Origin of the sequence: Allobosea sp. Leaf344 (genome assembly GCF_001426225.1) — a bacterium.
In the GTDB taxonomy this organism is placed as follows: Bacteria; Pseudomonadota; Alphaproteobacteria; order Rhizobiales; family Beijerinckiaceae; genus Allobosea.
Genome location: NZ_LMRT01000009.1, coordinates 373128 through 399395, shown reverse-complemented (window position 1 = coordinate 399395; position 26268 = coordinate 373128). Strand labels below are relative to the sequence as shown.

The window sequence follows — 26268 nt, the reverse complement described above, 5'->3', positions numbered from 1 at the left end:
CGCATGGTTACGCTCCAGCGCGAGACCGATGTCGCCGAGACGCGCGAGGCCGTGCTGAACGGCCTTTCCGCGCATAATGCGGCGGTGGTCGGGCCGCGCAACGGCGTGCCTCTGGCGCTGAGCCTGCGCGACGATGAAGGCGCCGTCATGGGCGGGCTGGTCGGCGAGCTGAAATGGGAGTGGCTGCACATCGATCTGCTCTGGATCGACGAACGCCATCGCGGCGCCGGCCATGGCGAGGCGCTGCTGGCGATGGCGGAGCAGGCGGCGCGGGAGAATGGGGCGCGCGGCGTCTATCTCAGCACGATGAGCCTGCAGGCGCCGGGTTTCTATCCGAAGCAGGGCTATCGCGAATGCGGCGTGATGGAGGATTATCCCGTGGCCGGCCACCGCATCCATCATTTCGCGAAGGCGCTATGACCCTCTCCAACCGCAAGCCAGGCCAGCCCAAGGAAGCCCCGGTCGAGCCGCTGAAGCGGGCGATTTCGGGGGCGATGAAGGCGATCGCCCGCAAGCCGGAGATGGAGATCGTCTTCGCCGCCGACAAGCCCTCGCTGGTCGGCGAGCGGGCCCGCCTGCCCGAGCCGCCGCGCAAGCTGACGGCGCAGGACGTCGCCGTGCTGCGCGGGCATTCCGATGCGATGGCGCTGCGCCTCGCCTGCCACGACGCCGCCGTGCATCGCCGCGCCGCGCCGGAGGGGGACGCCGCCCGCGCCGTGTTCGACGCGGTGGAGCAGTCGCGGGTGGAATGCGTCGGCTCAAGGCGGATGGCGGGCATGGCCGGCAATATCACCGCCATGCTGGAGGATCGCTATCATCGCGGCGGTCGCTACGAGGAGATCACCGACCGGGCCGACGCGCCGCTGGAAGATGCGCTGGCGCTGATGGTGCGGGAGCGGCTGACCGGCCTGCAGCCGCCCAAGGCCGCGCAGAAGATCGTCGATCTCTGGCGCGAGACGATCGAGGCCAAGGCCGGTGCCGATCTCGACCGGCTGTCCGGCTCGGTCGAGGATCAGCGCGCCTTCGCCCGCACGGTGCGCGACATGCTCGCTTCGCTCGACATGGCCGAGCAGACCAGCCAGGGCCAGGATGACGAGCAGGACGAGGACGACAAGGACCAGTCCTCCGACGAAGAGCAGCAGCAGGACGGCGAGGCCGAGCAGGAAAGCGCCGGCGAGCGCTCCGAGGTCGAGGTCAGCGACGACGCCACCGAAGAGCTGCAGGAGGGCGCGTCGGAAGCCTCCGACGCCCCGGCTGGGGATTGGGACGAGGAGGACGACGCCTCCGAATCCGAGGAGGCGGGCGAGGCCCCGCGCCCGCGCGAAAGCAAGCAGAACGACCGGCCGACCACCGATTACAAGCCCTACACCGTCAAATACGACGAGGTGGTGACGGCCGAGGAGCTCTGCGACGCCGAGGAGCTGACGCGGCTTCGCGCCTATCTCGACAAGCAGCTCGCCCATCTCCAGGGCGTCGTCGCGCGGCTCGCCAACCGGCTGCAGCGCCGGCTGATGGCGCAGCAGAACCGCTCCTGGCAGTTCGACCTGGAGGAGGGCGCGCTCGATCCCTCGCGCCTGCCGCGGATCATCATCGACCCGTTCCAGCCCCTGTCCTTCCGCCAGGAATCGGACACGAATTTCCGCGACACGGTGGTGACGCTGCTGATCGACAATTCCGGCTCGATGCGCGGCCGGCCGATCACCGTGGCGGCGACCTGCGCCGACATCCTGGCCCGCACGCTGGAGCGCTGCGGCGTCAAGACCGAGCTCCTGGGCTTCACCACCCGCGCCTGGAAGGGCGGGCTCTCGCGCGAATCCTGGCTGCAATCGGGCAAGCCGGCCAATCCGGGGCGCCTCAACGATCTGCGCCACATCATCTACAAGGCCGCGGACGCACCCTGGCGCCGGGCCCGCAAGAATCTCGGGCTGATGATGCGCGAGGGGCTGCTGAAGGAGAATATCGACGGCGAGGCGCTCGACTGGGCGCATAAGCGCATCCTGGCCCGGCCGGAGCAGCGCAAGATCCTGATGGTGATCTCCGACGGCGCTCCGGTCGACGATTCCACCCTCTCGGTCAATGCCGGCAATTATCTCGAGCGCCATCTGCGCCACATCATCGCCGAGATCGAGACGCGCTCGCCGGTGGAGCTGATCGCGATCGGCATCGGCCATGACGTCACCCGCTATTACCGTCGCGCGGTCACGATCGTCGATGCGGAGGAACTGGGCGGGGTGATGACGGAGAAGCTCGCCGAGCTGTTCGAGGAGAACACCGAGGCCGGCAGCCGCAGCGCGGGCAAGCGCCGGGCTTCGTGAGCGCCGCATGCGCCTGAGCCGCCGCGCCATGCTGGGCGGGCTGGCCGCCGCGGCCGCCGGGCCGGCCCTGGCCCAGGCGCCGGAGCAGCCGGTGATCGCGCTGTCGATCGCGGCGCGGCCGATCCAACATTTCGAGGCGCGCAGCCCGGAGAAGAGCCGCTTCGGCCAGCTCGTCTTCCGCGGCGGGCTGGTGATGAGCGGCAGCCACCCGCGCTTCGGCGGGCTGTCCGGGCTCTGGCGGTCGGCGGACGGCGCCGCGCTGGTCGCGGTCACCGATAACGGCTTCTGGCTGACGGCGCGGCCGCGCTACGAGGATGGCCGGATCGCCGGGCTGGAGGAGGCGCAGCTGGCGCCGATCCTGGGCAGCTCCGGCCGGCCTCTGCACCGCTCGCGCTATTACGACACGGAATGCCTGGCGATGGCCGATGGCGTCGCCTATCTCGGCGTCGAGCGGACGCATGACATCCTGCGTTTCGACTGGGCGCGAGAGGGGATCGGCGCCCGTGCGCGGCCGATGGCGGTGCCGCGCGAATTGAAGGCGCTGCCTGGCAACCGGGGGATCGAGGCGCTGGGCGTGGTCCCGCGCGGCCACAGGCTGGCGGGGGCGCTGCTCGCCGTCTCCGAACGCTCGGGGGCGGAGGAGGCGCCGACGCTGGGCGCGCTCATCGGCGGGCGCGAGCCCGGCCTGCTGCAGCTGCGCCGGCATGACGGCTTCGACATCACCGACCTCGCCTTCCTGCCCGATGGCGATCTCCTGCTGCTCGAGCGCTGGTTCAAGCCGCTGCGCGGCGTGGGGATGCGGATCCGCCGAATCGCCGGCGAGACGGTGCAGAAGGGCGCGATGCTCGACGGCCCCTATCTGATCGAGGCGGATCTCGGCCAGGAAATCGACAATATGGAAGGGCTCAGCCTGCATCGCCGGGAGGGCCGCACCGTGATCACCCTCGTCTCCGACGATAATTTCTCTTTCCTCCAGCGCAATCTGCTGCTCGAATTCGAGTTGAGCTGAGCCGGCGACGATCGAGCCGTTCCACCCTGTCGCCTTCAGCCCGCCTTAAGCCTGCCGCATGGTCGGGCTGCGATGTTAGGACTTTGCTGCGGATTGCCAGGTGAGGCTCGCGATGGCCTGCATGGCGGGTCGAGGCGCAAGCCGGGAGAAACGCGATATGGCCAGACTGCTTCGTCTAATCCTGAAGCTCGGGGCGCTGTTGGCTCCGGTCCAGGCACGGCCTGTGCCGGTGCCGGTGCGCGTGCGGCCCCAGGACCGGCGGCCGCGCTGACGGCGCGAGGCTTTCCATCGCGTGAGCCTTCTGAGATGCTGTGGCCGGTCGGGAGGTCGCGGCATGCTCGGTCACATTTCCTTCGGCGTGCGCGATCTCGGAGCCGCGATCGGCTTCTATGACGTCGCGCTGGCGCCGCTCGGCCTGGTCAGGGTGTGGACGGCCAAGGATGCGGCCGGCTACGGGGTGCGCGGCGGCGGCGATGTGCTGGCGCTGAAGCAGCGCCCCGCCGCGGCGCCGCCCGGCGCCGGCTTCCACCTCGCCTTCAACGCCGAGACCCGCGCAGCCGTCGACGCGTTTCACGCAGCCGCGCTGGCCGCGGGCGGCAGAGACGACGGCGCTCCCGGGCTGCGCCTGCATTACGGCCCCGATTATTACGCCGCCTTCGTCCGCGACCCCGAAGGCTGGGCGCTGGAAGCCGTCTGCCGCGAAGGCGTCGACAGCGCGGACGACCCCCCGGGGGAGCCCGGAGGGTTCGATCGCGCCGACGAGGCGGGAGAGGTCGGGGACGGGTCCTGAGCCGCTCCCTCCGTCGGGTCGTGGGCCATGCCGGCGCTCAATAGATGCTGCAGACCCGGCGATGGCCGACGACCTCGCCATAGCGGTTGAAGCGCTCGACCAGTTCGCAGCGGCGCACCGGGGCATCCTCGACATAGACGGGCTCGGCATAGGCGCTGCGGCTGGCCGCGAACAGGCCGCCCAGCGCGATCCCGCCGATCACACCGGCGGCGATGGCGCCGCCATGGCCGTGCCAGCGCGGGCGGGCTTCGGCGCCGCCGGCCAGCAGCGCGGTGGAGAGGGTGAGGGCGGTGAAGGCGGCAGCGGCGGTGCGGGTAAGGCGGGTCATGATCTCTGCTCCTGGCGCTCGGCGGAGGCGAACCATTCGCGCTCCATGCCGATTGGTCGCGGCAGGCGGCAAACAGGTTCACGGCGGCAGGATTATTTTTCGCAGCGCGCTCAATATTTGAGGACGAGGCCCCGGTGTGGGGCCGGCAGCGTCCCGGCTTCGCCCGGCGCGACATGATAGCCATAGCGGCCATGGAGGCTGCGATAGCTGCCGCCGATCGGCCATTCATAGGCCGGGGCGAAGATCCAGCAGCGCAGCCGTAGCCGCTCGCTCTCGTTTTGCGCCTCGGCACAGGCGGCGAAATGCGAGCGCTGCCAGAAGGCCGCCGCCGGAGCGGGCGACAGCAGAGGCAGGCCGGCAATGGCTGTGAGCAGGATACGCAACGCGACAGAACCCGGGGCCGGGTTGGCCCGGCGCGATTGCAGCAGAAAAGCCCTGCGAAACTCCTAAGCCCGGTACCGCCCGCCCCGTACCGCGGTCAGGCGGTCGCGTCGCCGGCCGATGCCGCGATCAGCGCGGCGATCAGCTCCGGCTTTCTCACCTGCGGCGCGGGATAGGCGCGCCGGCTATGGGCGAGCCCCAGCCCGAGCAGGCTTTCCGCCCATTTGGCGCAGAGCGCGGCGGGGGTGAGCAGCGGGACCGGAAGCTGCGCCGCCAGCGCCGCGGCGCGCGGCTGCGGATGATCCGCCAGGCAGATCGCCTGGGCGCCCGCGGCGAGCACCTGTCGGCAGGCTTCCAGGAGAGTGTCATCGCTCGCGGCGGCGCAGGGGGCGATGCCGGCACATTGCGCCGACAGCCCGTAATCATGCACCAGCCGCGCCGCCCGCTCGCGGCCCTGCTCCGGCGTTACGATGCCGAAGCGGCCGCCGAGCGTCAGCGCATGCAGCATGGTGCCGCGCCCGCCCGTGACGACGGGGATGTCCAGCAGGGAGCGCAGCGCGCCGACGCCGTAATCCCCGAAAGCGGGCAGGCAGAGTGCGTCGAACCCCTGCTCCTGCGCATCCTGGCCCGCGGCCATCACGGCGAGATCGGCCAGCGACCAGTCCTGCGCGCTGGCGCGCTCGCGCGGCGCGCCGGGGATCGTGCGGATCGTCAGCTCGGTCGCGGAATCGAGACCCTGTGGCGGGTCCTCGTCCTCCAGATCCTCGAAACGCAGCATCAGGATGCGTGGCATGGCGCGCTCCTTCAGGCGCCGGCTGCCGCCGCCATGGCGCGCAGGCGTGCCAGGGCCGGCTCGGCGGGGGCGGGATGGGCGAGGCGGCTCTGGGCGAGCTTCAGCCGGATGGCGGTATCGGCCAGGCGATAGGTCAGCGGCCCCGGATTGATGATCGGCACCGGCAGCCGCGCGGCGAGATAGGCATGTGCCTCGTGCATCGTCGTGGAGCCGAGGATGATGACATCCGCCCCGTCCTCATGGATGCAGGCCTGTGCCGCCGCGAGCAGCGCGGGGAAATAGGCGTCTTCCTTGCCGGCGAGCAGGCTCTGATTATCGGGCTGCAGCCCGGCCGAGCGCAGCGAGGCGCATCGGGCGGCGAGGCCGAGTTCGGCCAGGGTCTTGGTGTAGAGATGGCGCCAGCGATCCCACATGGCCAGGATCGAGAAGCGCTCGCCCAGCATCAGCGCGGCGAGCATGGCGTGGCGGCCGGGACCGATCACCGGGATGTCGAGGATCGCGCGCAGCTGCGAGACGCCGGAATCGCTGACCGTGTCGATGCAGACGGCGTCGAAACCCTCCTCCTGCGCGGCGATCCCGGCTTCCATGATGCCGATATCGGCGAGCACCGCATCCTGCTGGCTGACGTAATTCGCCGGCGCGATGCGGACCGGGCGGAACTCGAAATCGAGCCCGTCCCCCAGCTTCACCGCGCCGAGCTGGGCGCGGCGCCTGGCGAGATTGTCCGCATCCATCGGGAAGGGGACGATCACCAGCACCTTCGGCATCGGATGCGCTCCTCTCGAAGCCGGTTCAGGCGCCGCGGATCTCGGAGATCATCTCCGCGACGCCGGCGACACGGCAGACCGGGCGCAGGGCCGCGATCGCGGTCTCATGCGTCTCCGGGGTGAAGGCGGCGCAGCCATCGGACAGGACGATGGTCTCGAAATCCCGGACATGGGCGTCGCGCACCGTGGAGGCGACGCCGCCATTGGTGACGATGCCGCCGATGATCAGCTTGTCGATGCCGCATTTGCGCAGCACCCACTCCATCCGCGTCTGGTAGAAGGCGGAATAGGCGATCTTCTCGACCGTCAGATCGGCCGGCTGCAGCTCGTCGACCAAAGCATGGCCCCAGCCGCCGGGTGCGAAGTCGCCCTTGCCGAGAAAGGGCCGCAGCTGGCGCAGATGCGGCGAGATGATCGGCTCGCCGCCCTTGGCCGGGACCAAGGTAAACTGGGTGGAGACGAACCAGCCGCCGGCCCGGCGGATCGCCTCGGCCAGCGGCGCGATGCGGGCGGGCAGCGCCGCGATTTCCGGCGCGCTTTGTCCGGCGCGGCCATAGGCGCCGTCCCTGTGCAGGAAATCATTCTGCAGATCGACCGTCAGCAGCGCCGTCCGCGCGAGAGGAATGTTCGATCCGCTCATTGACCGCGCTCCACGATGACGTTGCCGAGGGCGTCGATGCGGGCGACGAGGCCGGGATCGACCACCGTCGTCGCATCGGGCTGTTCGAGGATGGCGGGGCCTTCGAGCCTCGCTCCCACGGGCAGATCGAGCCGGGCATAGACCGTGGTCTCGTGCCAGCCGCCCGCGAACCAGACGGGCCGCGTTCCGCGCCGGGCCGTCTCCAGCGAGGCATCGGCGCCGGGTGCCAGGGCGGAGAGGTCGAAATGCGGGCGCCGGCCGATCGCCGCGGTGCGCAGATTGACGATCCGGGCCGGGACGCCCTCCAGCAGACGGCTGAACGAGGTCCTGTAGGCCTGTTCGAAGGCGCTGCGGATCACCGTCTCGCTGACGCCGGTGCTGTCGCCGGCGACCGACAGCGGCAGCGGCACGGGGACGGTGTGGGTCTGCCCGAGATAATGCATGTCGAGCTCGAAGACGAGGTCGATGCGCTCCACCGCGAGCCCCGCCTCTTCGACCACGGCGCGGGCCTGGCGCGCCTCCGCGACCATGCGGCGGTCGAGCGCGGCGGCGTCGAGCCCCTCCAGCGCGAGATTGACCGTCTGGACCTGGTCATGGCGGATATCGGCGATGACGCAGCCCAAAGCCGAGGTGACGCCGGGATAGCGCGGCACCAGCGCCGCCTTGAGCCCCACCTCATGGATCAGCGCACCGGCATGGAGCGCGCCGCCGCCGCCGAAGGGCACCGCCGCGAATTTGCCGGGGTCATGGCCGCGCTCGATCGAGACCAGCCTGATCGCGCCGGCCATTTTGGCGTTGGCGATGCGCACGATGGCCTCGGCCGCGACCATCACGTCGAGCCCGAGCGGGCCGGCGACATGGGTCGCGATCGCCCTCCGCGCCGCCTCGACGTCGAGCCGCGCCAGCTTGCCGCCGATAGGCCGCGCGGCATTGATGCGGCCGAGCACGACATTGGCGTCGGTCAAGGTCGGGCGGGTGTTGCCCTGGCCGTAGCAGACCGGGCCGGGGCGCGAGCCCGCGCTTTCGGGGCCGACCTGGAGCAGCCCGCCCGCATCGACATGGGCGATGGAGCCGCCGCCGGCGCCGATGGTGGTGATCTCGATCATCGGGGTGCGGATCACCAGCCCGAAATCGATGGTGGTCTGCGCCGCCAGCGCCGTCCGGCCGCCGACGACGAGCGAGACGTCGAACGAGGTTCCGCCGAGATCGCCGGTGATGACGTCGGGAAATCCCGCGGCCTCGGCGATCGCCGCCGCGGCGATCACCCCCGCGGCCGGGCCGGAGAGGGCGGTCCGCACCGGCAGCCGGCGCGCGGTGAGCGTCGACATCACCCCGCCATTGGATTGCACGATATGGAAGCGACCGCCGAAGCCCTCCGAGGCGAGAGCGTCGTCGAGCTTGCCGAGATAGCTGCCGACGACGGGCTGCAGATAGGCGTTGAGCGCGGTGGTGGAGGTGCGCTCGAATTCGCGGATCTCGGGCAGGATCTGGCTCGAACAGGCGATATGGGCGTTGGGCCAGACGGAGGAGGCGGCTTCGAGCGCCGCGAGTTCGTTAGCCGGATTAGCATAGGCGTTGACGAAGACGATGGCGAGGGACTCGCAGCCGGCAGCGGCCAGGCTGCGGGCGGCCTCGCGGACCTGGTCGACGTCGAGCGCCTGGCGGATCGTGCCGTCGGCGAGCGTGCGCTCATCCACCTCCAGCCGCAGGTCGCGGTCGATGACCGGCACGAAATCGCCCCAGAGACCCCAGGTATGGCGGCGATCGCGGCGGCGCATCTCCAGCACGTCGCGGAAGCCACGCGTCGTGATCAGCCCGGCGCGGGCGCCCTTGCGCTCCAGCAGCGCGTTGGTGCCGACCGTGGTGCCATGGACGACGGAGGAGAGATCGGCGATGGCCCCGAAGACCTTCAGCCCCTCCAGAAAGCCGACCGCCTCGTCGCCGCGGTTGGAGGGCACCTTGGCGGTGCGGAATTGCTTTGCCGGCTCGTCATAGAAGAAGAGGTCGGTGAAGGTGCCGCCGACATCGACGCCGACGATGCAGCCATTGCGGTTCACGAGCGGGGCGTTCATGCCGCCTGACCTTTCCGCAGGGCGGCCGTCGCCGCCGGATCGAGATGGCCGGCCTCGGTCGCGACCACGCCATACGCGGCCCGGGCCGCTTCGGCGCCGACATAGCCGAGGCGGACATCGCGCGCGACCAGCTCGGGATCACGCAGCCGCGGATCGCCCCAGCCGCCGCCGCCCGGCGTTTCCAGCCGCACGGCCCGGCCGGCCGGGACCGGGACGCCGGTCACCTTGGAGACCAGCGGCGGGGAGGAGCGGCCCTGCTCGCTCTCCCAGCTGAAGCGGTTGAGCGCCGCCGGCCCGCCGCCGGCGACGCCGAAGGGCGCGACCTTGCCGCGCTCGCCGAGCAGGAAGACCTCCGCGTCCGACAGCGCCTCGATCTCGTAGACGGCGCCGAGCCCGCCGCGATGGCGGCCGGCCCCGGCCGAATCCGGCCGCAGCGCCCATTGCCGGAACAGCACCGGATAGCTCGCCTCCAGGATCTCGGCCGGCGGGATGGTCGCGGTCGAGATCGGGTTGTTGGCGTGGTTCAGCCCGTCGCTCTCGGGATTGCCGCCGAGACCGCCGCCGAAGAAGGAGAACATCACCCAGCGCTGGCCATTGCCGCGATGGCCGGAGAAGGACAGCGCGTTGATCGTGCCGAAGGGCGCCGCCGTGGCGCGGGCCGGATCGGCCTTGGCGAGCGCGCCCAGCATCACGCCGATCAGCCGCAGGATCGTCTCGGTATAGCCCGCCATCGGCTTCGGCGCGGTGGCGCCGAGCAAAGTGGTGTCGGGGATGACGAAGCCGATCGGCCTGAGGCAGCCGGCATTGGCCGGAACATCGGTGAAGACGTGCTTCAGCGCGACATAGCAGGCGGCGACGGTGGTGGCGTAGGAGATGTTGATCGGCCCCTGCGCCGGCGGCGAGGAGCGCGAGAAATCCAGCACCATCCGGTCGCCCTCGATGGTCAGGTCGAGCGCGACGGTCAGCAGATCGTCGCTGATGCCGTCATTGTCGAGCACGTCCTCGAAGGCGTAGCGCCCATCGGGAAGGGCGCGGATGGCGCTGCGCATCAAGGCTTCGGCGCGTTCGGAAAAGGCGTCGAAGGCGGTCGCCAGCGTCGCCGCGCCGTAATCGTCGAGCAAGGCGCCGAGCCGGCGCTCGCCGAGGTCGAGGGCGTTGAGCTGGCCGTTGAGATCGCCCCAATTCGACATCGGCACGCGCGAATTGGCGGCGAGGAGATCGACGATGTCCTGGTTCAGCCGCCCGGCCGTGAACAGCTTGACGGGCGGGAAGCGCACACCCTCCTGATGGCTCTCCGTCGCCTTGGGATTGTAGCCGCCGGGGACATTGCCGCCGATGTCGAGCCAGTGGCCGACGGAGGCGAGCCAGCAGAAGAGCCGCCCGTCGCGGAAGATCGGGCGCACCAGCCGGAAATCATTGAGATGGGTGCCGCCCTGATAGGGGTCGTTGAACAGGAAGGTGTCGCCGGGTTCGAGCCCGCCGTCGCGCGCGACCTTGTCGATCACCGCCTTCACCGCGAAGGCCATCGCGCCGACGAAGATGGGCAGGCCGTTGGCGCCCTGGACCAGGGTGTCGCCGGTGACCGCGTGGTAAAGCCCGTGGCAGGCGTCGCGCGCCTCCGCGATGATCGGGTTGAAGGCCGAGCGGAACAGCGTCGCGTCCATCTCGTCGGCGATCTGCTCGAGCCGCCCCTTCAGGACGGCGAGGGTGACGGGGTCGATGTCGCTCATGCCGCGTCATCCGTCGCGGGCTTCGGCGCGGCCGTCGCATCCTCATAGCTGCGGCCGCGTTCCAGCATTTCCGGCGTGCCGATCAGGGCGTTGAGCGCGGTGAAGTCGAACATGCGCTCGCGGAAAGGCTCGTTGGTGCCGTGACGGCGCAGCGAGCGGTAATAGTCGCGGGCGGTGTGGGCGAGCGCGCGGACGATGCCGCCCGGGAAGATCACGATGCTGAAGCCGAGCGCTCCGAGTTCCTCGGCGGAGGCGAGCGGCGTGTCGCCGCCCTCGACCATATTGACCAGGAGCGGCCGCGACGCGCCGAGCGCGCCGGTGATCGCGGCGAGCTGCTGGCGCGAGCGCGGCGCCTCGACGAAGAGCACGTCTGCCCCGGCCTCGGCATAGAGCGCGGCGCGGTCGATGGCGCTGTCGAAGCCTTCCACGGCGACCGCATCGGTACGGGCGATGATCAGCGTGTCGCGGCTGTGGCGCGCGTCGACCGCAGCCCGGATCTTGCCGGCCATCTCGCCGGCGCCGATCAGGCTCTTGTCCTGGAGATGCCCGCAGCGCTTGGGCATGGTCTGGTCTTCAATCTGGATGGCGCTGGCGCCGGCGCGCTCGAAGGCGCGGACGGTGCGCTGCACGTTGAGCGCGTTGCCATAGCCGTTATCGGCGTCGACGATCATCGCCGTCGGCACACGGTCGCGGACCAGGGCGATCACCTCGGCGACCTCGCTCATCGAGACCAGCCCGATATCGGGCCGTCCGAGCCGGGTATAGGCGATGGCGGCGCCGGAGAGGTAGACCGCCTCGAAGCCGGCTTCGGCCGCCAGCGAGGCGGTCAGCGCGTCGTAGATACCCGGCGCGACGACAGGCCGGCCCTGCGTCAATCTCTGTTTCAGGCTCATCTCATCTATCCCGGAGCGGTGGCTCGGCGATCAGGGCCTCGAAACCGGAGAGGCTGTCGGCCTGCTCCAGTGTCGCGACGGCGTGGCTTAGGGCGCGGGCATGGCGCTCTCCCCAGACGGGGATGGCGAGTTCGAGGAATTTGGCCTCGATCTCCTCCGGCGCGTAGGGGTCGGAGGCGTCGCCGCGATTGGTGAAGGTCTCGCCGCGCAGCACCGTGCCGTCGGCGAGGTGGATCGCCACGCGCGCCGGGCGCCGGTCGGGCAGCATCGCGCTCAGGGCCGCGTCCTCGGCGACGCCGACCTTCAGCGCCAGGGCGCGGATCGCGGGATCGGCGAGGGCCGCGGCGCGGAAGGCCGGCACCGTCGCCGCGCCATGGACGATGGTGGTGGCGATGGCGAAGGGCAGCGAGAATTTCGCGCCGAGCATGGTGGTCGGGGCGGGCGCGTCGAGCTGCGCCGCCATGGCGTAGGATCGCACCTCGATCCGCGCGATCCCCGCGGGATCGAGCGGCCCATGCGCGGCGAGCAGAGCGGCGACGACGTCGAGCGCGCCATGGGTGAAGCGGCAGGCGGCATGGCGCTTGAAGTAGTTGCGCTGGATGTCCCAGCGGCTGCCGAGCTGCTCCAGCATCGCCTCCGGCGCGAAGCGCTCCGCCAGGACGGCGCCATAGACGCTGCGCACGCCATCGCTCTCGGCGGTGAAGCCGCAGGCGACGAGATCATGCGCGGCCAGCCCGTTGCGCGCCGCGATGCCGGCATAGGCGTTGCGCACTGTCGCCCCTTCCAGCATGGCGCGCAGGCTGGCGCCGGTGGAGAGCGGGGCGGCGAGCGAGATGGTCGAGGCGAGGGCGGCGGCGGCGGCGGCGTCGAGCTTCGCCACGGCGAGCGCGGCACCGACGGTGCCCCAGGTGCCGTGCGGATGGATCGTCGGACGCAGCCGCGAGGCGGCGCCGATACGCGCGCCGATCTCGTAGCCCAGCACGAAGGCGGAGAGGAATTCGCGGCCGGCGACATCCGCCAGAGGCCGCGCCGCCAGCAGCGCCGGCAGGACATGGATGCCGGGATGGCCGCGGGCGAAGCTGTTGCCCTCGTCGAGTTCGAGCATGGTGCCGGCGACGCCGTTGACGAAGGCGGCATCCGAGGGCTGGAGCCTCAGCCCGGCCCCGATGGCCGGGCAGGCGCCGCCGCGGCGGGCTAGCCTGGCGGACAGAGCCCGCGTCTCCGGCTCCTGCATGCCGGCAGCGATGGCGCCGAGGCAATCGAGCAGCACGAGCCGGGCCTGGGCCGAAAGCTCCGGGTCGGAGAGGGAGAAGCTTTCGGCGAATTCGCCCCAGCGCGCCAGCCAGGCGGGAGGTGGCTCGGCCAGCAGCACCGAGGCGGGGATGAGGCCCTGGGTGAGGACAGCCATGCGCTACAGCCCCAGATAGGCGCGCTTGAGGTCGGGATTGGCGGCGATGTCGGCGGCGGGGCCGGACAGGGTCACTGCGCCGTTCTCGACGATATAGGCGCGCGCCGCGATCTCGAGCGACTGCACGACATTCTGCTCGACCAGCATGATCGGCATGCCCTCGCGGTTGAGCCGCAGGATCAGCGCGAACATCTCCTCGACCAGCAGCGGCGACAGGCCGAGCGACGGCTCGTCCAGGATCAGCAGGCGCGGCTCGGCCATCATGCCGCGCCCGATCGCCAGCATCTGCTGCTCGCCGCCCGACAGCGTCCCGGCGGCCTGGGCCACGCGCTCGCGCAGACGCGGGAAGGTGGCGAAGACGCGCTCCAGATTGCGGGCCCGGTTCGGCCGGGCACGGCGATAGCTGCCGAGCTCGAGATTTTCCCGGACATTCATGTTGGGGAAGATCTTGCGGCCTTCCGGGACATGGATCAGCCCGGCCTCGACGATCGCCGCGGGCGAGGCCCCGGCGAGCTCGCGACCGTCGAAGACGATCCTGCCGGCGCTGGCGGGCAGGACCCCGGAGAGAACCTTGTTCAGCGTCGTCTTGCCGACGCCGTTGGAGCCGAGCACGGCGACGATCTCGCCCGCGCCGACCGCGAGATCGATGCCGCGCAGCACCTCGACGCCGCCATAGCCGGCCTTGAGCCCCGCGACCTCAAGCATGGGAGGCCTCCAGGCGCAGCCGCTCGGCCGCGCCGCGCCCGAGATAGGCCTCGACCACGGCGGGATCGGCGCAGACCGAGGGCGGATCGCCCTGGGCGATCAGTTTTCCCTGCGCCAGCACATGGACGTGCTCGCAGAGATTCATCACCGCCTGCATCACATGCTCGATCATCAGGATGGTGACGCCCTCGTCGCGGATGGCGCGGATCACGGGGACGATGTCGCGGATCTCGGAGGGGTTCAGCCCCGCCAGCACCTCGTCCAGCAGCAGCAGCTTCGGCTCGGTCGCCAGTGCGCGCGCCAGTTCCAGCCGCTTGCGCCCCGCGACGGTGAGGCTGGCGGCCGGCTTGTCGAGATCGGCGCCGAGCCCGACGCGCTGCGCCACCGCCTCGGCCCGCCGATGCGCCTCGCTGGCGGAAGCGTGGCGGAGATAGGCGCCAACCGCGATGTTCTCGCGGACGTCGAGCCCGGCGAAGGGCTGCACGATCTGGAAGGTGCGGGCGATGCCGCGCGCGGCGCGGCGATGGGTCGGCATCGCGGTGATGTCGTCGCCCTCGAAGCGGACGCTGCCGGCGGTGGGGGTCAGGAAGCCCGCGATCACCGCGAAAAGCGTGGTCTTGCCGGCGCCGTTGGGGCCGATCAGCCCGACGATCGCACCCTTCGGCACCGAGAAGGAGGCGCCGCCGACGGCGACGAGCCCGCCGAAGCGCATGGTGATGTCGCGGACCTCCAGCATCACGCGGTCTCCCCGCTGCGGCGGGATTTCGGCCGCAGTTTCGCGAGCAGGCCGAGCACGCCGCCCGGTGCGAAGGCGACGACGAGGACGAGCACGCCGCCATAGACCATGAGGTCGATGCCGGGCACCCGGCCGGCGAAGGCCTTGGTCGCCTCGCCGAGGCCGTGCAGGGTGAAGGCGCCGATGATCGGGCCCAGCACCAGCCCGCGGCCCCCGACCATCGCCGCCAGCAGCGCCTCGACCGAGATCCAGACGCCATAGGCGATCTGCGCGTCGATATAGAGGAAATACTGCAGATACAGCACGCCGGCCGCCGCGGTCATCGCGCCCGAAATGGCGATCGCCCGCAGCTTGACGCTGAGCACGTCGACGCCCAGCGCCTTCGCCGCATCCTCGTTCTCGCGCACCGCGACGAGCTGCGCGCCGAAGCGGGTCGCCGCGATGCGCAGCGAGATGATCAGGCCCAAAGCGACGAAGCCGAGGGCCAGCCACAGGAACTGGGCGCGGCTGGAGAATTGCAGATTGGCGAAGCCGAGATCGAGCTTGAGCAGCAGCCCGGCCGCGCCCCCGGTGAAGCCCATGGCGTTGGCGAGGATGCGCAGCACCTCCGCGAAGGCCAAAGTCACCAGCGCGAAATAGGAGCCTCGCAGCCCCGCCCGGAAGCTGAGGAAGCCGATGACCCAGCCGACCAGCGCGCCCATGGCGATGCCGGCGGCGAGCCCGGCCCAGGCATTGACGCCGAAGCGCAGCTGCAGCAGCGCCGAGACATAGGCCCCCGTGCCGAAAAACGCGGCATGGCCGAAGGAGGATTGGCCGGCGACGCCGCCGAGCAGGTTCCAGCCCTGCGCCGCGAGCGCGATGATCAGCACGAAGACGATGAAGTTCAGCGCCGCATTGGAGGCGGTGAGCAGCGGCGCCACCGCGATGGCGGCGAGCAGCAGCGCGATCCACAGGGCGGTGTGGCGGGTCATGCGCGGGCTCCGAACAGGCCGGTCGGGCGGAAGAGGAGCACCAGGATGAAGATGATGAAGATGCCGATCTGGCCCAGGCTTTCGCCCAGGAACAGTCCGCAGAGGCTCTCCACCACGCCGATCACCAGCCCGCCCGCCAGCGCGCCCGGGATCGAGCCCATGCCGCCGAGCACGACGATGGTGAAGGCGACGAGCACGAAGGCGCCGCCGACGCGCGGATTGACGTAGAAGGTCGGCATCAGCAGGCAGGCGGCGATGGCGAGCGTGGCGCAGCCGATGCCGAAGGTCACGGCATAGACATGGCGGACGTCGATGCCGACCAAGGCGGCGCCGAGCTTCTCCTTGGCGACGGCGCGGATCGCCTTGCCGATATCGGTGCGCGCCAGCAGCAGCCAGAGCAGGATGGTGACCGCGAGGGCGCCGGCGAACCCGTAGAGCCGCGCCTGCGACAGCAGCAGCGGGCCGAGCTCCACCACCTGGAAGGAGTAGTCGGTGGCGAGCGAGCGCGTATCGGAGCGGAACAGCGCGAGCAGCCCGTTCTCGATGATGATGGCGAGGCCCAGCGTCACCAGCAGAATGTTGCCGTCGTCGCCATGGCTGGCCGGGCCGATGACGTAGCGCTGCAGCCCATAGCCCAGCGCGAAGAACAGCGGCGTCAGGGGCAGGATGGCGAGATAGGGGTCGACGCCGAGGAAGGCATGGATCGCCCAGACGGCGAACATCGCCGAGGTCAGCAGCGCGCCATGCGCGAAATTGATGATGTGCAGCACGCCATAGACCAGCGTCAGCCCGAGCGCGACGAGCGCATAGACCGCGCCGGTCAAAAGCCCGTTCAGCATGGCTTCGGCGATGATGGGCAGCGGATAGGTCACGTGGAGCGTCGAGGTCCCTGGGCGCGCGCGGGAATGTCGGCCCCTGCCGCTTCCGGCGGCAGGGGTTCAGGACAATGGGACCGGCCTGGGCCGGCCGTCGTGGCGTCAGCCGCGGACCGGGAAGACCGGCTTGGCGTCGGCGAAGGCTTCCGGGAAGACGACCTTGATCTGGCCGTCCTGGACCTGGGTCGAGACCGGGGCGGCGCCCATGTTCTGGCCGTTTTCGAAGCGCGTCGGGCCATAGGGCATGAGATGCTCGGCGAAGGTCGAGCTGCCGAGCGCGGCGATGATCTTGGCGCGATCGGCCGCCCCGGCGCGCTCGATCGCATCCGCCAGCAGGCGGACGGAGGAGTAGTTCAGCGGCGTGTTGTAGTTCCAGATCTTTCCGGCCGCCTCGACCCGCTTCTGCAGCTCGGCGTTCTTCGGGTTGCGCGGATCATGCCAATGGTTGCAGTCCATGATCTTGTCGGCCGCCTCGGGGAACTCCTTGACGAAGCGCATGTTGGAGGCGGCGCCGTTCAGCACGGAATAGACCGCCTTCGGCCGCACGCGCTGCTGCTGCATGGTGCGGGCGAGCAGCACGGTCTCGCCGTAATAGGTCGAGGGGATGACGAGGTCCGGGTTCAGCGAGCGCAGCCGCAGCACGACGTTGGAGAGATCGCGCGAGGGGGTGGGGATCGCGATCGTCTCGACGATCTCGAAACCGTGCTTGGGCAGCTCGGTCGCCATCAGCTTGGCGAGGCCGGAGCCGAACAGCCCGTCCTCATGCACCAGCGCCACCGTCTTGGTCGCCTTGCCGGCGGCCTCGTTGATGCGCACCAGGTTTTCGATCGCGGATTTGGTGCAGATGCCGAAGCCGGGGGCGAAGCGGAAGGTGTTCTTCAGCCCGCGCGAGATGATCTGGTCGGAGACGCCGACATCGACGAGATAGGGCAGATCATAGCGCGAGGCGGCCTGGGAGGCGGCGAGGCAGATCGGGCTGGCGAAGCCGCCGACGATGGCGACGACGCCCTCGCCCTGCATGCGCTCGACCTCCTGGACGCCGGCTTCCGGATTGGAGCGGGCATCGCCGAAGACCATTTCCAGCTTGGCGCCGCCCAGCGATTTGATGCCGCCCGCGGCATTGACGTCGGCGATCGCCAGTTCGGCACCGGTGCGGCCGAATTCGCCATCCATCGCCAGTGCGCCGGTGACGGGCTGCAGGATGCCGATCTTGATCGTGGCCGGGGCCTGGCCCCTGACGATCGAGGGGGCGGCGATCCCGGTCAGGGCCACGGCGCCGCCCTTGAGCAGGGTGCGGCGGTCAAAGCGGGTGTTCATCTCGTTCTCCTCTGTCGCTTGGCCGGTCGTTTTGTGCCGGCGCGTTGAAGTCGTCGTCTCGTGCGGGGCTCGGGCGAGCCCCCTCGTCAGGGCTCAGCCATTGAACCCGTCACCCATGCCGCGCGCGGCCTCGAAGGCTCCGCTCTCGGACGTGCGGCCGCGGCTCGGAACCGGCGACCAGCGCCGCGCCCGCGCGCCGCCGGCCCGCTCCAGCTCCATCTGGAAGGAATAGCGATCCGGCCGGTAGAGCGCGTGGAGATGCTCGACGCCGTCACCGTCCGGACCGAAGACGACGCGCGTCAGCGAGAGCAACGGCGAGCCGATCTCGAGGCCGAGCGCCTCGGCGATATCGGGGCTAGCGAGGGAGGCGCCGATGGTCTGGCTGGCGCGCTGCACCACGACGCCGGAGCGCTCCAGCAGCGAGAGCAGCGGCATCGAGGCGAGATCGGCCTCGGAATAGGAGATGCCGATGCGCTCCGGCACATGGGTGACGAGGTAGGAGAAGGGCAGCCCGTCGATCATCCGCACGCGGATCGAGCGCTGGACGCGCTCGTCGGGCGCGAGGCGCAGCGCCTCGACCAGCGCCTCGCTCGCCTTGACATAGCTGAAGGCGAGCAGCCTGACCTCGGTGCGGCGGCCCATCTCGACGAGATGCGTCAGGACATTCGAGAAATCGGCGACCACGGGCGCGCTGGTGCCCTTGCCGCTGACGAAGGTACCCGAGCCCGGCCGGCGCTCGATCAGCCCGTCGGCCGCCAATTGATCGAGCGCGCGGCGCACCGTGACCCGCGAGACGTTGTTCTGCGCCGCCAGCATCGGTTCGCTCGGCAGGCGCGCATGCGGCCTGTCCTCCCCCGTCAGGATGCGATCCCTCAGGAGAAGATAGAGCCTGCGCGCCTTCAGGGGTTCGACGCTCGACATCGCGCTCCTTGTCTGCCTCAGGCTTGAGACAGTAACCTGTCTTATAGAAAACACAGCTTTGGTTGCTGTCAAGCGCCCTCCGGGCGCCCTGGCTGCGCCCAGGGCCGGCGCTCCCGATCGGCCGCCACGAAATCCGCGATCGCCTGGACATGGCTGAGGGTCAGGTCGATATCGTCCCAGCCATGCAGCAGCTTGGTGCGCCAGACCGGGTCGATGGCGAAGCCGCAGCTGAGATTGCCGAGGATGATGCGCTGCTCCGCCAGATCGACCACGATGTCGCGGGCGCCCTCGGCCAGAGCCGCGAGCAGGGCCTCGCCATCTTCGTCGGAGACCTGCGCCGGCAGCAGCCCGTTATTGACGGCGTTGGCGGCGAAGATGTCGCCGAAGCTCGGCGCGACGACACAGCGGAAACCGTAATCGACGAGCGCGTAGACGGCCGCCTCGCGCGAGGAACCGCTGCCGAAATTGCGGCGCGACACCAGGACCTCGGCGCCCTGGCGCTCCGGCCGGTTCAGCGCGAAGCCGGGGAGAGGCTGCCCGGCGGCATCGAAGCGCAGATCATGCAGGAGATAGCCGCCATAGCCCTCGGCGCGGGAGCGCTTCATGAAGCGGGCGGGGATGAGCTGGTCGGTATCGACCCCGGTGAGCGGCAGGGGGCAGGCGCGGCCGGAGAGGCGGGTGAAGGCCTGCATCAGCCGCGCCCTTGCATCAGCGGGCGCATATCGGTCAGCCGGCCGGTGACGGCGGCGGCCGCGGCCATGGCCGGCGACATCAGATGGGTGCGCGAGCCCGGGCCCTGCCTGCCGCGGAAATTGCGGTTGGTGGTGGAGGCGCAGCGCTCGCCCGGCGGCACGAGATCGCCGTTCATGCCGACGCACATGGAGCAGCCCGCGGCCACCCAGTCGAGGCCCGCTTCGGTGAAGATGCGGTCCAGCCCCTCCTCCTCGGCCTGCCGCTTGACCTGGGCGGAACCGGGCGAGACCAGCCCGGGAACGCGGGCCTTGCGCCCGGCTAGGATGGCCGCGGCGGCGCGCAGATCCTCGATCCGGCTATTGGTGCAGGAGCCGATGAAGACCCGGTCGATCGTGACATCCTCCAGCCGCTGTCCCGGGCGCAGCCCCATATAGGCGAGCGCCTCGCGAATATGGGCGGCGCGGCCCTCATCGCCGGCGCGCTCGGGATCGGGCACGCTCATGGTGATCGGCAGCGCGTCCTCCGGGCTGGTGCCCCAGGTCACGGTCGGGGCGATCCGGCCCGCATCCAGCGCGATCTCGCGGTCGAAGATCGCGTCACCGTCGCTGGCGAGCGCCAGCCAATCCGCGGCGGCCCGGTCGAAGGCCGCATCGCGCGGCGCATAGGGCCGTCCGCGGAGATAGGCGAGCGTGGTCTCGTCGGGCGCGACCATGCCGCAGCGCCCGCCGGCCTCGATCGAGAGGTTGCACAGCGTCAGCCGCCCCTCCATCGACAGGGCGCGGATCGCCGAGCCGGCATATTCGATGGCATGTCCCGCCGCCCCATCCGCGCCGATCGCGGCGATGATCGAGAGCGCGATGTCCTTGGCCGCGATGCCGGGGGCGAGCGCGCCATCGACCGTGATGCGCAGGCGCTTCGGCCGCTTCTGCCACAGCGTCTGCGTCATCAGCACATGCGCGACCTCCGAGGCGCCGATGCCGAAGGCGAGCGCGCCGAAGGCGCCATGCGTGGCGGTGTGGCTGTCGCCGCAGACCATGGTCAGGCCCGGCAGGGTCAGCCCCTGCTCGGGGCCGACGACATGGACGATGCCCTGGCCGGGATCGTCGAGGCCGAAGAGCCTGAGGCGGTGGCGGCCGGCATTGTCGCGCAGCTGCACGATCATGCCGCGGATCGCCGGGTCGATCCGGTCGAGATCGCGCTCGCGCGTCGGAACATAATGGTCCTCGATGCCGAAGGTCAGGTCCGGCCGGGCCAGTTCCGTGCCGCGCGCCTTAAGCTTGTCGAAGGCGTGGAAGGAGCCCTCATGCAGGAAATGCCGGTCGATCCAGAGCAGGCACTGCCCGTCCTCGCGCTGCACCACGACATGCGCGTCCCAGACCTTGTCGAACAATGTGCGCGGGCTGGCGCTGCCGGTCATCGATCCACCATCTCGGAAACCCGGGCTGCAAGCTAGTGCGGCTCCTGCGATCAGGCAACTTCTTGTTTTAAATCTAATACAGGATACGGTGCCGATGTGGGCGGATGCGGCTGAGGGAGTGCCGGGTGAGCAGGGTTGTGCGCGTCGCGGAACGGGCGTTTCCGCTCGCTGTGCCGGTCGTCGTCATTGGCGCTGGTGCGGCCGGTCTGATCGCGGCGCTGACGGCGCGGGAGGCCGGGGCGGAGGTGCTCGTCCTGGAGCGGGATTCGCTGCCGCGGGGCTCGACCGCTTTGTCGGCCGGGCTGGTCCCGGCGGCCGGCACGCGCTGGCAGAAGGCGGCGGGGATCGCCGACGATTCCGCGCGCTTCGCCGGCGACATCATGGCCAAGGCGAAGAACGAGCCCGATCCGGCCATCGTCGCGCTGGTCACGGACCAGGCCGGGCCGGCGCTGGAATGGCTCGCCGACCGGCACGGGCTGTCCTTCTCGGTGATCGCGGATTTTTCCTATCCCGGCCATTCCGCGCGCCGCATGCATGGGCTGCCCAGCCGCTCCGGCGAGGAGCTGATCGACGCGCTGCGCCAGGCCGCGGAGCTCGCGGGCGTCGATCTCCTCTGCGAGGCGCAGGTGACGACCTTATACGCCGACGAGACGGGCCGCGTGCTGGGGCTGGGCTTCAGCCGCCCGGACGGCACGCAGGAGGAGATCGGCTGCATGCAGCTCGTGCTGGCCTGCAACGGCTATGGCGGCAACAAGGAGCTCGTCGCGCGCCACATCCCGTCGCTCAAGGAGGCCCTGTATTTCGGCCATCCCGGCAATCAGGGCGAGGCGGTGCTGTGGGGCCAGGCGCTCGGGGCCGCGACGCGCCATCTCGGCGGCCACCAGGGCCATGGCTCGGTCGCCCATCCCGCCGGCATCCTGATCACCTGGGCGACGATCACCGAGGGCGGCGTCCAGGTGAACCGCCTGGGGCGGCGCTTCTGCGATGAATCGCGCGGCTATTCCGAGCAGGCGGCGGAGGTGCTGAAACAGCCGGATGGGATCGCCTGGACGCTGTTCGACAGCCGCATCGCCGGGGTCGCGCGGCAATTCGAGGATTTCAAGCGGGCCGAGGCGATGGGCGCCATCCTCTCCGCCGGCGACTGGGCCGAGATGGCGAAGCGCATCGGCGTGCCCGAGCAGGCGCTGGCGGAGACGATGCAGGCGCTCGCGCAGGGCAAGGAGACGGGCGGCCGCGACGCGTTCGGCCGGGAGCTGACCGGGCTGCGGCAGCTCGAACCGCCCTTCCTCGCGGTGAAGGTGACCGGCGCGCTGTTCCACACCCAGGGCGGGCTGGTCATCGACCGGATGGCGCGCGTGCAGGATGCGGTGGGCAGGGCGATGCCCAATCTGTTCGCGGCGGGCGGCGCCGCCTGCGGCGTCTCCGGCTCCGGCGCGGAAGGCTATCTCTCCGGCAACGGGCTGCTGACGGCGGTGGTGCTCGGCCGGATCGCCGGTCATGCCGCAGCGCTCGCGCAAGCCGATCCGGAGTGAGCCCAGATCCGGCGGAGCAACCGGGCCCCGGATCGCCGCGGTTTTGCTTCAAATGCCTTCGGTTTCCCTAGGGAAGCGGCAAGAGCCGCCGGCTATTATGGCGGCATGCACAATGGCCTCGTCACCGCTCTGGTCTTCGCCATGCTGCTCGCCGCCGACATCGTCGCGGCCGAGGGACGCTACAGCCTTGCCGCCGTCAGGAGCGCACAATCGCTGGGCTCGGAGGTGACGCAGCAGGTGGTGCAGTTTTACGTGCGGTCGCTGCGTCAGATCCGAAGCTGACGCCTCAGCTGGATTCGTCCGACCAGCGCTCCTGCGCCTCCTCGGCCGGGACCAGCAGCGTGATGCGCCGCTCGTCGACGCCGCTGACCAGAGCGATGTCGAGGTAATGGTGGACACCGCCCGAGGCGGGATCGGAGCGCTTCAGCTTCATCAACTGGCCGGAGAGACCGTCGACCGTGCCGACATGGCCGCCATCGGAGCCGACCACCTCGAGCCCCTCCCGGATCTTTTCCACGAACATCATGCTGGAGCCTCCCTGCGCGAGCGGAGGGAACAGCGGCGCGACAGGAAGGTTCCCCGGGGGTGGAGCCTCGGCGGTGGAGCCTCGGCGGTGGGGCCTCGGGCTCGCGGCGCGCCGGCCATGGCGCCGGACCGCCCATTGACGGAGGAGAGGACCATGCATGCGATCGATCCCGGGATGCAGCGCTGCATCGAGACCTGCCTGGCCTGCTACCAGACCTGCCTCGGCATGAGCACCGGCCATTGCCTGGAGATCGGCGGCGAACATGCCCGCCCCGATCACATCAGGCTGATGCTGTCCTGCGCCGAGACCTGCCGGACGGCCGCGCATCTGATGCTGCTCGGCACCCGGCACCACAAGCATCTCTGCGCCGAATGCGCCGATATCTGCGAGGATTGCGCAAGCGATTGCGAGCGGCTGGGCGGCATGGAGGAATGCGTCGAGGCCTGCCGGGCCTGTGTCGAAAGCTGCCGCGAGATGGCGAAATAGGGGATCTGTGTCAGCTCGGCGTGGGAGAGGCGCGTCGGGCGGCCTTATCAGCTAAAGGCGAAACGAGTGGCGGACAGGGAGGGATTTGAACCCCCGATACCCTTGCGGGTATGCCGCATTTCGAGTGCGGTGCATTCAACCACTCTGCCACCTGTCCGCGGTCGCGCTCGGTCGAAGCGGGCTGGTTACTACACGCGGGCCGCCGGGGAGACAAGCCTCGTGATCGCGCGCTTTCAAGCAACCGTCACAAATTTCGCCGCCGGCGGCCAAAACTCTTGACCGGAAGCGCGCCTGCGCCTAGTGAGCCTCGTCCGGCGTGGGGAAACCCGCGCCCGATCTCTTTTGGCGCCGGGACGTCAGCCTTCGGGCCGCCCGCGCCGACAAGAGCGACACACCACGCAACCGACTGCCAAAAAGCCGTCCCGCGTGCGCCTCCCCCGAGGAGGTTCGCGACAGGGCGGGGCTGAACATGGAGAACAATGATGTTCGCAGTCATCAAAACCGGCGGCAAGCAGTTCCGCGTCGCCGCGAACGATGAAATCACCATTGCCAAGCTCGTTGGAGAGCCTGGCGACACCGTCGCCTTCGGCGAGGTGCTGATGCTGACCGATGGCGAGAAATCGACCGTCGGCGCGCCCTTCCTGAGCGACATCACCGTCGCCGGCGAGATCGTGAAGCAGGCCCGCGGCGAGAAGGTCATCGCCTTCAAGAAGCGCCGCCGCCAGAACTCGAAGCGCAAGCGCGGCTTCCGCTCCGAGCTGACCGTGGTGCGGATCACCGACATCCTCACCGGCGGCCGCAAGCCGGAGATGAAGAAGGGCGCCGCTGCGGTGGCCGCCGTCTCCGCCGCGTCCGAGACGGTGAAGCCGAAGGCCGAGAAGAAGGCCAAGACCGAGACGAAGAGCGAAGGCCTCGACGCCTCCAACCTCTCGCTGATCTCGGGCGTCGGCCCGACCATCGAGAAGAAGCTGCGCGCCGCCGGCATCACCTCCTGGAACGACATCGCCGCCTGGAGCGAGGCCGACGTCGCGAAATGGGACGAGGAGCTGAAGCTGCGTGGCCGCGCCACCCGCGAGGAATGGGTGGCCCAGGCCAAGGATCTCCTGGCCGGCAAGCCCCCGCGGGCGAAGGCCGACCAGGCGGAACAGGCCTCCGGCGAGGACTACTGACACCGATCGTCAGGCGTCGTTTCGGTTTCATCTCCGGGTCGGCTGGCTTTTGCCGCCGATTCGGGTTACAGAGCACGTAGAAGTTTCGAGGTAGGGCGTTATGGCTCACAAAAAAGCAGGCGGTTCGTCCCGCAACGGTCGCGACTCCGAGAGCAAGCGCCTCGGCGTGAAGAAGTTCGGCGACCAGGCTGTCGTCCCCGGCAACATCATCATCCGTCAGCGCGGCACGAAATGGCATGCCGGCGCCAATGTCGGCATGGGCAAGGATCACACCCTGTTCGCGCTGACGAATGGCCGCGTCCGATTCATTACGAAACTCGGCCGAGCTTTCGTGAACGTAGTCCCGGCCCAAGAGGCCGCAGAATAAGACGGCGGATAGGGTTTTCCTCGATCCGCCGGTTCCACCGAACCGGATCGGATCGAAGGGCAAGACCCTCCAGGGGTTTCCCAAAGGTCAAGGAAAAGGGGAGGTGGGCACAAGTCCAGCTCCCTTTTTCGTTTGCGCCGACGGAGAGACCCATGTTCCCGGAATTGACCCGCGACGATGTTTTCCGGCTCGAGACCCGCCGTCTCTGGCTGCGCTGGCCGCGCCTGGCCGACGCCACGGCGATCCTGCGCCAGGCGGGCGAGAAATCCGTGGCCGAGATGACGGCCTCGATCCCGCATCCTTATCCGGTCGAGGCGGTCGAACCCTTCATCTTCGGCGCCCGCAAGGGCAATGCGCTGGGCGATCACCTCGTCCTGGCGATCACGCCGCGCGCCCGGCCCAATGAGCTGATCGGCATGATCGGGGCTCATCACAAGGCCAATGGCACGCCCTTCATCGGCTATTGGCTGGGGCTGCCGCATTGGGGCAAGGGCTATGCGACGGAGGCCGTGCAGGCGCTGACCGACACGCTCTTCACCCTGCTCGACATCAAGGCGCTCGAGGCGGATGCGCGGGTGATCAACCCCGCCTCCCGCCGGGTGCTGGAGAAGTCGGGCTTCCGCGCCGAGGGGTCCTTCCTGAAGGCGCTGCCGGCGCGTGGCGGGCTGTTTCCCTGCGAGCAGTACAGGCTCGACCGCTCGACCTGGGCGGCCCTGAAGAGCTGGGGATCGAGCGGCTGGGCACATGCGCCCGATCTCGGCGAGGAGGCGGCGGAGCCCGGCCCGGCGGCGCCTTCATCCAGTGAGGCCTGCCCCGCGTAGACCGAAGGCCCCGGCGCTGTCCGGGGCCTTTTTCGTCGTTCGGAGGCTGCAAGATGATCTCCCGCCGCGTCGCGCTCACCCTGTCGCTCGCCCTTCTCCTGCCCGCCTGCGCGACGCGGCCCGGCTTCGACGCGATGCCCGATGCCAGGGGCATCGTGCTGGAGCGGGATTTCGCCGGCCGCAGCTATGCCAAGGGGACGTTCACCAACCGGCTGACCGGGGCGACGCGCGGTCTGACGGTGGTGCTGGGCGGGCGGGTGCGCGGCGATACGCTGACGCTGCGCGAAGCCTTCAGCTATTCCGATGGCGAGCGCGACGTGAAGACCTGGGTGTTCCGCCGCACCGGCCCGGGCAGCTATGTCGGCACGCGCGAGGATGTGGTCGGCGAAGCGGTGATACGCAGCGAGGCCGGCGGCGTGCGCCTCTCCTATGAGGTCGATCTGCCGACCGGCTCGGGCCCGGTGCGGGTGCGTTTCGAGGATGTGATCGAGCGCAATCCGCAGGGCGTCATCGTCAACCGCGCGATCGTCTCGAAATTCGGCGTGCCGCTCGGCGATGTCGATCTGGTCTTCGCGCGCAGGCCCCTGCGCTAGCGAGGAAGGCACG

The 26268-nt window shown here is 69.9% G+C and carries 28 protein-coding genes, 1 tRNA gene and 1 pseudogene; 11 read left to right on the top strand and 19 right to left on the bottom strand.

The window, feature by feature from the left end; all coding sequences use genetic code 11:
* Window positions 1–3 precede the first annotated feature (3 nt).
* The 4 genes and pseudogenes from ASG72_RS07930 to ASG72_RS07915 all read left to right on the top strand — a co-directional run.
* Complete coding sequence (locus ASG72_RS07930) at window positions 4–420, top strand: GNAT family N-acetyltransferase (RefSeq protein ID WP_056710803.1); 417 nt, start codon at window positions 4–6, stop codon at window positions 418–420.
* Window positions 417–2315, top strand: a complete 1899-nt coding sequence (gene cobT / locus ASG72_RS07925) for a cobaltochelatase subunit CobT (RefSeq protein WP_056710801.1) — start codon at window positions 417–419, stop codon at window positions 2313–2315. Before ASG72_RS07930 ends, cobT begins: the two co-directional genes overlap by 4 nt.
* Before the next feature lie 7 nt (window positions 2316–2322).
* A complete protein-coding gene (locus ASG72_RS07920; protein ID WP_056710799.1) occupies window positions 2323–3324 on the top strand; it encodes an esterase-like activity of phytase family protein in 1002 nt (333 codons plus the stop codon).
* A 334-nt stretch (window positions 3325–3658) separates the two neighbouring features.
* Window positions 3659–4018, top strand: a pseudogene (locus tag ASG72_RS07915) (VOC family protein); the annotation flags it as partial.
* A 133-nt stretch (window positions 4019–4151) separates the two neighbouring features.
* Here ASG72_RS07915 and ASG72_RS07910 read toward each other — a convergent pair.
* The 17 genes from ASG72_RS07910 to leuC all read right to left on the bottom strand — a co-directional run bounded on the left by ASG72_RS07910 (window position 4152) and on the right by leuC (window position 20761).
* Complete coding sequence (locus ASG72_RS07910; RefSeq protein ID WP_056710797.1) at window positions 4152–4442, bottom strand: hypothetical protein; 291 nt, start codon at window positions 4440–4442, stop codon at window positions 4152–4154.
* A gap of 110 nt (window positions 4443–4552) precedes the next feature.
* Window positions 4553–4825 (bottom strand): hypothetical protein, encoded by a 273-nt coding sequence (locus ASG72_RS07905; RefSeq protein ID WP_056710795.1) that lies wholly within the window; start codon window positions 4823–4825, stop codon window positions 4553–4555.
* Between the two features lie 95 nt (window positions 4826–4920).
* A complete protein-coding gene (locus ASG72_RS07900) occupies window positions 4921–5616 on the bottom strand; it encodes an aspartate/glutamate racemase family protein (RefSeq protein WP_056710792.1) in 696 nt (231 codons plus the stop codon).
* A gap of 11 nt (window positions 5617–5627) precedes the next feature.
* Window positions 5628–6383, bottom strand: a complete 756-nt coding sequence (locus ASG72_RS07895; protein WP_056710789.1) for an aspartate/glutamate racemase family protein — start codon at window positions 6381–6383, stop codon at window positions 5628–5630.
* 25 nt (window positions 6384–6408) lie between these two features.
* Window positions 6409–7023 (bottom strand): cysteine hydrolase, encoded by a 615-nt coding sequence (locus tag ASG72_RS07890; protein ID WP_056710787.1) that lies wholly within the window; start codon window positions 7021–7023, stop codon window positions 6409–6411.
* Complete coding sequence (locus tag ASG72_RS07885; protein ID WP_082540181.1) at window positions 7020–9095, bottom strand: hydantoinase/oxoprolinase family protein; 2076 nt, start codon at window positions 9093–9095, stop codon at window positions 7020–7022. Before ASG72_RS07885 ends, ASG72_RS07890 begins: the two co-directional genes overlap by 4 nt.
* Window positions 9092–10825, bottom strand: a complete 1734-nt coding sequence (locus ASG72_RS07880; protein ID WP_056710785.1) for a hydantoinase B/oxoprolinase family protein — start codon at window positions 10823–10825, stop codon at window positions 9092–9094. The genes ASG72_RS07885 and ASG72_RS07880 overlap by 4 nt, the downstream gene beginning before the upstream one ends.
* The gene (locus tag ASG72_RS07875; RefSeq protein WP_056710783.1) at window positions 10822–11718 is read right to left on the bottom strand and encodes an isocitrate lyase/PEP mutase family protein; all 897 of its coding nucleotides are present in this window, start codon (window positions 11716–11718) and stop codon (window positions 10822–10824) included. Before ASG72_RS07875 ends, ASG72_RS07880 begins: the two co-directional genes overlap by 4 nt.
* A 1-nt stretch (window position 11719) precedes the next feature.
* A complete protein-coding gene (locus ASG72_RS07870; protein ID WP_056710780.1) occupies window positions 11720–13126 on the bottom strand; it encodes an MmgE/PrpD family protein in 1407 nt (468 codons plus the stop codon).
* A gap of 3 nt (window positions 13127–13129) precedes the next feature.
* Window positions 13130–13831, bottom strand: a complete 702-nt coding sequence (locus ASG72_RS07865; protein ID WP_056710778.1) for an ABC transporter ATP-binding protein — start codon at window positions 13829–13831, stop codon at window positions 13130–13132.
* Entirely contained in the window at window positions 13824–14567 is a 744-nt protein-coding gene (locus tag ASG72_RS07860; protein WP_056710776.1) for an ABC transporter ATP-binding protein, read from the bottom strand. The genes ASG72_RS07865 and ASG72_RS07860 overlap by 8 nt, the downstream gene beginning before the upstream one ends.
* The gene (locus tag ASG72_RS07855; protein WP_056710774.1) at window positions 14567–15538 is read right to left on the bottom strand and encodes a branched-chain amino acid ABC transporter permease; all 972 of its coding nucleotides are present in this window, start codon (window positions 15536–15538) and stop codon (window positions 14567–14569) included. The genes ASG72_RS07860 and ASG72_RS07855 overlap by 1 nt, the downstream gene beginning before the upstream one ends.
* The gene (locus ASG72_RS07850; RefSeq protein WP_056711069.1) at window positions 15535–16377 is read right to left on the bottom strand and encodes a branched-chain amino acid ABC transporter permease; all 843 of its coding nucleotides are present in this window, start codon (window positions 16375–16377) and stop codon (window positions 15535–15537) included. Before ASG72_RS07850 ends, ASG72_RS07855 begins: the two co-directional genes overlap by 4 nt.
* 138 nt (window positions 16378–16515) lie before the next feature.
* Window positions 16516–17730: an ABC transporter substrate-binding protein gene (locus tag ASG72_RS07845; RefSeq protein WP_056710773.1), complete on the bottom strand. Its 1215-nt coding sequence runs from the start codon at window positions 17728–17730 to the stop codon at window positions 16516–16518.
* Window positions 17731–17823: 93 nt separating this feature from the next.
* Window positions 17824–18651: a GntR family transcriptional regulator gene (locus ASG72_RS07840; protein ID WP_056710770.1), complete on the bottom strand. Its 828-nt coding sequence runs from the start codon at window positions 18649–18651 to the stop codon at window positions 17824–17826.
* A gap of 68 nt (window positions 18652–18719) precedes the next feature.
* Window positions 18720–19343, bottom strand: a complete 624-nt coding sequence (leuD, locus tag ASG72_RS07835; RefSeq protein WP_056710768.1) for a 3-isopropylmalate dehydratase small subunit — start codon at window positions 19341–19343, stop codon at window positions 18720–18722.
* Window positions 19343–20761 carry a 3-isopropylmalate dehydratase large subunit gene (leuC, locus tag ASG72_RS07830; RefSeq protein ID WP_056710766.1) on the bottom strand — a complete coding sequence of 473 codons (1419 nt, stop codon included), beginning with the start codon at window positions 20759–20761 and terminating at the stop codon, window positions 19343–19345. Before leuC ends, leuD begins: the two co-directional genes overlap by 1 nt.
* A 125-nt stretch (window positions 20762–20886) precedes the next feature.
* Between leuC and ASG72_RS07825 the strand changes: the two genes are divergently transcribed.
* Together ASG72_RS07825 and ASG72_RS20645 are read left to right on the top strand one after the other, a co-directional pair.
* Window positions 20887–22293: an FAD-dependent oxidoreductase gene (locus ASG72_RS07825; protein ID WP_244488732.1), complete on the top strand. Its 1407-nt coding sequence runs from the start codon at window positions 20887–20889 to the stop codon at window positions 22291–22293.
* 105 nt (window positions 22294–22398) lie between these two features.
* Window positions 22399–22575: a hypothetical protein gene (locus ASG72_RS20645; protein ID WP_156395850.1), complete on the top strand. Its 177-nt coding sequence runs from the start codon at window positions 22399–22401 to the stop codon at window positions 22573–22575.
* A 4-nt stretch (window positions 22576–22579) separates the two neighbouring features.
* On the opposite strand, the gene ASG72_RS20990 is transcribed toward ASG72_RS20645, so the two are convergent.
* Complete coding sequence (locus ASG72_RS20990; RefSeq protein WP_162246209.1) at window positions 22580–22819, bottom strand: DUF2171 domain-containing protein; 240 nt, start codon at window positions 22817–22819, stop codon at window positions 22580–22582.
* 153 nt (window positions 22820–22972) lie between these two features.
* On the opposite strand from ASG72_RS20990, the gene ASG72_RS07815 reads away from it, so the two are divergent.
* Window positions 22973–23305 carry a four-helix bundle copper-binding protein gene (locus ASG72_RS07815; protein ID WP_056710758.1) on the top strand — a complete coding sequence of 111 codons (333 nt, stop codon included), beginning with the start codon at window positions 22973–22975 and terminating at the stop codon, window positions 23303–23305.
* A 67-nt stretch (window positions 23306–23372) separates the two neighbouring features.
* Here ASG72_RS07815 and ASG72_RS07810 read toward each other — a convergent pair.
* A tRNA-Ser gene (locus tag ASG72_RS07810) sits at window positions 23373–23462 on the bottom strand.
* 325 nt (window positions 23463–23787) lie between these two features.
* Between ASG72_RS07810 and ASG72_RS07805 the strand changes: the two genes are divergently transcribed.
* The 4 genes from ASG72_RS07805 to ASG72_RS07790 all read left to right on the top strand — a co-directional run bounded on the left by ASG72_RS07805 (window position 23788) and on the right by ASG72_RS07790 (window position 26255).
* Window positions 23788–24474 (top strand): 50S ribosomal protein L21, encoded by a 687-nt coding sequence (locus tag ASG72_RS07805; RefSeq protein ID WP_056711065.1) that lies wholly within the window; start codon window positions 23788–23790, stop codon window positions 24472–24474.
* A 100-nt stretch (window positions 24475–24574) separates the two neighbouring features.
* Window positions 24575–24841, top strand: coding sequence for a 50S ribosomal protein L27 (gene rpmA / locus ASG72_RS07800; protein WP_056710756.1), 267 nt, complete (start codon window positions 24575–24577; stop codon window positions 24839–24841).
* A 152-nt stretch (window positions 24842–24993) separates the two neighbouring features.
* Window positions 24994–25662 carry a GNAT family N-acetyltransferase gene (locus ASG72_RS07795; RefSeq protein ID WP_082540179.1) on the top strand — a complete coding sequence of 223 codons (669 nt, stop codon included), beginning with the start codon at window positions 24994–24996 and terminating at the stop codon, window positions 25660–25662.
* Between the two features lie 53 nt (window positions 25663–25715).
* Window positions 25716–26255 carry a DUF3833 family protein gene (locus tag ASG72_RS07790; RefSeq protein ID WP_056710755.1) on the top strand — a complete coding sequence of 180 codons (540 nt, stop codon included), beginning with the start codon at window positions 25716–25718 and terminating at the stop codon, window positions 26253–26255.
* The last annotated feature ends 13 nt before the right edge of the window (window positions 26256–26268 follow it).